6 protein-coding genes are annotated in these 5,513 nt (G+C 32.5%); 2 read left to right on the plus strand and 4 right to left on the minus strand.

The features are described 5' to 3' along the window. Window positions 1–65: 65 nt before the first annotated feature. From HGPG_RS09815 to HGPG_RS10380, 3 genes are all read right to left on the minus strand, one after another. A complete protein-coding gene (locus HGPG_RS09815; RefSeq protein WP_019125918.1) occupies window positions 66–626 on the minus strand; it encodes a TlpA family protein disulfide reductase in 561 nt (186 codons plus the stop codon). Then, the gene (locus HGPG_RS09820) at window positions 619–1,386 is read right to left on the minus strand and encodes a 4Fe-4S binding protein (protein WP_390621718.1); all 768 of its coding nucleotides are present in this window, start codon (window positions 1,384–1,386) and stop codon (window positions 619–621) included. Before HGPG_RS09820 ends, HGPG_RS09815 begins: the two co-directional genes overlap by 8 nt. A 118-nt stretch (window positions 1,387–1,504) precedes the next feature. Further along, on the minus strand, window positions 1,505–1,651 hold the full coding sequence (locus tag HGPG_RS10380; protein ID WP_019125920.1) for a CD1871A family CXXC motif-containing protein: 147 nt from the start codon (window positions 1,649–1,651) through the stop codon (window positions 1,505–1,507). A 442-nt stretch (window positions 1,652–2,093) separates the two neighbouring features. On the opposite strand from HGPG_RS10380, the gene HGPG_RS09825 reads away from it, so the two are divergent. Continuing rightward, window positions 2,094–3,479 (plus strand): Na+/H+ antiporter NhaC family protein, encoded by a 1,386-nt coding sequence (locus HGPG_RS09825; RefSeq protein WP_019125921.1) that lies wholly within the window; start codon window positions 2,094–2,096, stop codon window positions 3,477–3,479. A 100-nt stretch (window positions 3,480–3,579) separates the two neighbouring features. Beyond that, window positions 3,580–4,782, plus strand: a complete 1,203-nt coding sequence (gene megL, locus HGPG_RS09830; RefSeq protein ID WP_019125922.1) for a methionine gamma-lyase — start codon at window positions 3,580–3,582, stop codon at window positions 4,780–4,782. Window positions 4,783–4,905: 123 nt separating this feature from the next. Here megL and HGPG_RS09835 read toward each other — a convergent pair whose 3' ends face one another. Continuing rightward, window positions 4,906–5,403, minus strand: coding sequence for a hypothetical protein (locus HGPG_RS09835; RefSeq protein ID WP_019125923.1), 498 nt, complete (start codon window positions 5,401–5,403; stop codon window positions 4,906–4,908). Window positions 5,404–5,513 lie beyond the last annotated feature (110 nt).

The following is a 5,513-nucleotide window of genomic DNA, read 5'->3' on the forward strand; positions in this document are numbered from 1 at the left end:
GACCCATGCAAGCATGAGTCAAAATAGGTGTATCAATGAGGATTTATTATCTTAAGCTAGTGAATTTATTTTCCTTCACTGGCAATTATTTCGTCAATTTTTTTGTATAGTTCATCAATTTTTTCTTGTGAACCGACACTTATGTTGTCAATAATTTTCCCATCTCTTCCAATTAAAAGAGTTGTAGGAAAAGCTGTCAAGTTTTTGAGGTAGTTGTCTATTTCTTCAGAAGGTTTTACAGCAAGATTTGGGTACTTAACTCCCTTTGCTTCAATAATTTTTTCAGCCTCTTCTTTAATTTTTTTATCTTCATAAGTGTCAAGGCAAATTGACATAACCTTTACATTTTTGTCCTTTAATTCTTCAGAAATTTTTTGCAGAGTAGGCATTTCGTCTATGCAGCCCTTGCAACCTGTAAACCAGATACTCATTATTGTAACAGGACTATCTTTAAAGACATCACTACTTACTGGATTTCCCTTAAAATCTACTGCGTCAAATTTTGGGAAGGAATCTCCACTTGATACAGTAGGTCCTTCAGGTGCCTTGCTTGTGCAGGCTGTAACTGCTAAGGCTAAAAATAAAACAACAAAAATTTTACTAATATTCTTAAAAATTTTATTCATATCTTGCTCCTTCTTCTAAATTATTGATTTTATTATTTTTAAATGAGGTGGAAATCGCAGATGTTGGGCAAGCTTTGATGCAGTCGCCACATCTTATGCACTCCAAGGCTCTTTGATTTTTTGACATGTCTACATCCATTTTGCAAATTCTCTTACATTTTCCGCATGATATACAAGAATCATTTACATGGTATTGATAAAAAGAAAATTTATTAGTTAGTGCGTAAAAGGCACCCAGTGGGCATAAGTATTTGCAAAAAGGTCTGTAAAAGAATATTGAGAGTATAATCACTAGGGCGAGAATTCCTGACTTTAGCAAAAATAAATTGCCAAGTGCTCCTCTTATACTTTTGCTTGCTAGTGAAAGAGGAATTCCTCCCTCCAGTATTCCCTGTGGGCAAAGGTACTGACAAAAATATGGAGATGCAAATCCCAACTCATCTGTCAAAAATACTCCAAATAACCAAACTACAAAGACCAAAATAAAATACTTGATGTACTTTAAAAAACTAAATCTTCTGGTGCTAAATTTTTTCGATGGAATTTTATGAATTAAATCCTGAAAAAAACCAAAGGGACACAAAAATCCACAAATAAATCTTCCAAACACAGTTCCAAATAAAAGCATGAGACCCGTCACATAGTAGGCAAAATTAAATTTTGACGAGCCTACGACAGCTTGAAAGGACCCTATGGGACAGGATAGAGCTGCACCTGGACAGGAATAACAATTTAGTCCTGGCACACAAGCACTTTTCATCTTGCCTGTGTAAATAGTTCCCTTAAAAAAATTTGGAATATGTATATTTGTTAATAGAGCAAAAGATCCCTGGACCAGATTTCTTTTTTCTCTGAATTTTTTAAAAAGAATTTTTAATTTATCCAATCCCAACGCACTCCAAACATATTCTTATAGCTTTTGAAAGCACAGTATCCACTTCTGACCTATAAGCTCCCAAAAAAATAAAGGCAATGGATAAAATCAACATCGCGTATGAAATTTTTCGATTTACAAATTCTTTCATATTCTCACCTCACAGTTAGTATAGCATTTAGGGTGTAAAGATTATGTTAAGAAAAATTTATTTTTTTAATTTTTTTGAAAAAATATTATAGAAAGATTAATTTATTCCTTGCCAAATAATCTTTTAAGTCTTGATTATTTCATACTTAGAAGTATATTAGTCTATCTTATTGGTATGAAATCGTTATTCTTTTTAAGATTTATTTTTGTAACTTATTAACATAATAATGAATAAAGACTTCACAAAATCATTTAAAACCAGTATAATTGACTTAAAGGTAATTTAAGTTTTTTATCTACATATTATTAAAATAGTTTTGAAAACGATATTATTAATGATTTACCTTTAAATCTACTTAAGGAGGCTGATGTTAAAAACATATAAGTAATAAAATTCGTAGAGAAATCTTGTTTTATTTTTTGTTAAATTTGAGGAGGTATCTATGGAAAACAAAAATTTAAAACCTAAGGCTAATGGTGCAGCACTTCTACCTTTTATAGTTTTCGTGCTCGTATATCTTGCTACTGGACTAATTCTTAACGCAATGGGCGTTGAAATGGCATTCTACCAAGTAGCAGCACCCGTATGTATTTTACCAGCTATTATTTTGGCATTTATTATGTTTGAAGGTTCTATGGACGACAAGTTTAACGACTTTGTTCGCGGTTGTGGAGACGAAAACATAATTATCATGTGTCTTATCTACATACTAGCTGGAGCTTTCGCAACAGTTTCTAAATCTTCTGGCGGAGTTGACTCTGTTGTAAACTTTGCACTTTCTCTAATTCCTGTACAATTTGTTACAGCTGGAATTTTCTTAATCAGTTGTTTCATTTCTATCTCTACAGGAACTTCAGTAGGAACTATTTCAGCTGTTGGACCTATCGCTGTTGGCGTTGCTACAAAGGGTAACCTTCCACTACCACTTGTTCTTGGAGCCCTTGTAGGTGGAGCAATGTTCGGTGATAACCTATCAGTTATTTCTGATACAACAATAGCTGCAACAAGAACGCAAAATGTAGCCATGAAGGATAAGTTTAGAGCAAATATTAAAATTGCACTTCCTGCAGCTATTATTACTTTTGTAATTTTATTAGTTGTTGGAAAACCTGAAGGCGAAGTTGAACTAGGCGATTTGAGTTATAATTTTATACTTATAATCCCATATCTTTTCGTATTAATTACAGCCCTTGCAGGAATGAATGTATTCTTAGTATTAACTAGTGGTATCGTCCTATCAGGTATAATAGGCATCTTCACTGGCGGACTTACTATGATGACTTTTGCTCAAAATATTTTTGATGGATTTAGTGGAATGTTTGAAATTTTCTTACTATCACTATTAACTGGAGGACTTTCCTATATGGTATCTAGTAACGGTGGTATTGAGTGGCTCGTTCAAAAAATCAGAGGCTTTGCTAAGGATGTTAAATCTGCAGAAGTTTCAATTGCTCTTTTAACTCTTTTAACAGACGCTGCAACTGCAAACAACACTGTTGCAATTATCATTGACGGCCCTGTTGCCAAAGAAATTTCAAAGGACTTCAAAGTAGACCCAAGAAGATCTGCTTCCTTCCTTGATACATTCTCTTGCGTAATGCAAGGTATAATCCCTTACGGTGCACAAGTTTTAATCGCAGCTGGACTTACTAAAGAACTAGGAGCCCTAGCTGTATCCCCTGTTCAAATTATACCTTTCCTATGGTATCAAGCACTACTTGCTGTATTTGCAATAATCTCAATCTTTGTTAGATTTGCAGATCCAAAAACTGGCTGGGATTTTGAAAATGATGTGCCACTAGAAGAAAATAAAGCAACAGCAAAATAATTTAAGGGAAAAATTTTAGATTTGTTTTATAAAAAGAATTTTAGATTTGTTTAATTAAGAAAAAATTTTAGATTTATTATTTTAAGAAAAGGAGATATTTATGAACAGTAAAGACGAACTAAAGAAAATGCATTTTGAAACTAAGGCAATTCACGGTGGATACGAAAAGAACAAATTTGGCGCATTAGCTACTCCAATTTATCAAACATCTACATTTATATTTGACAATGCAGAACAAGGCGGTCGTAGATTTGCCTTAGAAGAAGATGGCTATATCTATTCAAGACTTGGCAACCCAACAAACGAACAAGTAGAAGAAAAAGTTGCACTACTTGAAGAAGGCGAAGCTTGTGTATCTGCAGCATCAGGAATGGGTGCAATTACATCAGCAATTTGGCCATTCGTAAAATGTGGCGACCACATGATAGCAGCAAAGACTCTTTACGGATGTACTTTCGCTTTCTTAGAACACTCAGTATCAAAAATGGGCATAGAAGTTGATTTCGTTGACATTACAAATGTTGACAACATCATAAATATAATGAAAGAAAACACAAAAATTGTTTACTTAGAAACACCAGCTAACCCTAACATGGACATTTGTGACATAGAAGAAGTTGCTAAGAGAGTTCATGAAAAGAATAAAGACTGTCTAGTAATCGTAGACAACACTTATTGTACACCTTACATCCAAAGACCACTTACACTAGGAGCAGACATGGTAGTTCACTCTGCAACAAAATATTTAAACGGTCACGGCGATGTTATAGCTGGCTTTGCAGTTGGTAGAAAAGAATTAATAGACCAAGTAAGACTAGTAGGAATTAAAGACTGTACAGGAGCTGTACTTGCACCATTTAACGCTTATCTAATCCTTAGAGGAATGAAGACTCTTCAAATTAGAATGGATAAGCACTGTTCTAATGCAATGAAAGTTGCAGAATTTTTGGAAAAACATCCAAAAGTTAAGAGCATCCAATATCCAGGACTTAAATCCTTCAAATATTACGATGTAGCTAAAAAACAAATGGCACTTCCTGGTGCAATGATTGCCTTTGAAATCGAAGGCGGAAAAGAAGCTGGCGCTAAACTTATGAATAGCGTTAAACTTTGCACACTTGCAGTATCACTTGGCGACGCAGAAACACTTATCCAACACCCTGCTTCAATGACTCACTCTCCTTACACAGCAGAAGAAAGAGCAGCAGCAGGCATCTCAGAAGGCTTAATTAGACTTTCTGTTGGACTAGAAAATGCAGACGACATTATAGAAGACCTAAAACAAGCATTAGATCAAATCTAAAAAAGAAGATTACAATAAACTTTTAAAAAACTCTTTTAACTCAAGAAGAAAAAACCCTAAAGTTGATTTCCTTCAACCTTAGGGTTTTTTAAATTATTATAATTTTGAAAAATATGGTATAAATTATTTCTTAAAACTTTCCCTCTTACTTCTTCTATAGCCGAGAAAAGCTATTACAAGGACTACTACAAGATATTTAATGAGGGTATTTCTTGTATCATCATTTTTTTCTGACTTAACATCAATTTTTAAAGGATCTTTTTCTAAATCAATATTAATAAAATTCTTGTATTTATAATTACTAGCAAAAGTATTAATGGATTTATCTCTAGTAATAAAATCATCGTCAAGATTATATCTATCAAGAAAAATAGATTTAGAATAAATAAACACATAAAATTCATCATTTTTTAACTTATAAACATATAACTTGTTATAATTAATGTCCTCCTTTAACTTTAAGGAGTAATTATTAAAATTTTCTTTTTCAAGACTTAGTTTATTATTATTTTCAATATCCTTCTCTTTTATAGTATAAATCTTATTGCCATTAAGAGTAAAAAATAAAATAAAGATAATTGCAGCAAGGTAAAATATAAAATAAAATTTTTTCTTCAACATATACTTCCTCCAACAATTTTTAATTATAACATATTTATTTAGTAAGTGAAAAATGTGAGTTAAAACTTAGAAAATAAAAAAATCTGTAGAAGCCTACAGAATAAAAAGGC

The sequence above is a fragment of the Peptoniphilus grossensis ph5 genome, assembly GCF_000311825.1.
GTDB lineage: Bacteria > Bacillota > Clostridia > Tissierellales > Peptoniphilaceae > Peptoniphilus_A > Peptoniphilus_A hominis.

Bases quoted from the DNA above. Each gene is read 5' to 3' on its own strand.
- HGPG_RS09835 (WP_019125923.1), bottom strand. From the start codon at position 5,403: ATGTTGAAGAAAAAATTTTATTTTATATTTTACCTTGCTGCAATTATC.
- HGPG_RS09815 (WP_019125918.1), bottom strand. From the start codon at position 626: ATGAATAAAATTTTTAAGAATATTAGTAAAATTTTTGTTGTTTTATTT.
- HGPG_RS10380 (WP_019125920.1), bottom strand. From the start codon at position 1,651: ATGAAAGAATTTGTAAATCGAAAAATTTCATACGCGATGTTGATTTTA.
- HGPG_RS09825 (WP_019125921.1), top strand. From the start codon at position 2,094: ATGGAAAACAAAAATTTAAAACCTAAGGCTAATGGTGCAGCACTTCTA.
- megL (WP_019125922.1), top strand. From the start codon at position 3,580: ATGAACAGTAAAGACGAACTAAAGAAAATGCATTTTGAAACTAAGGCA.
- HGPG_RS09820 (WP_390621718.1), bottom strand. From the start codon at position 1,386: ATGAAAAGTGCTTGTGTGCCAGGACTAAATTGTTATTCCTGTCCAGGT.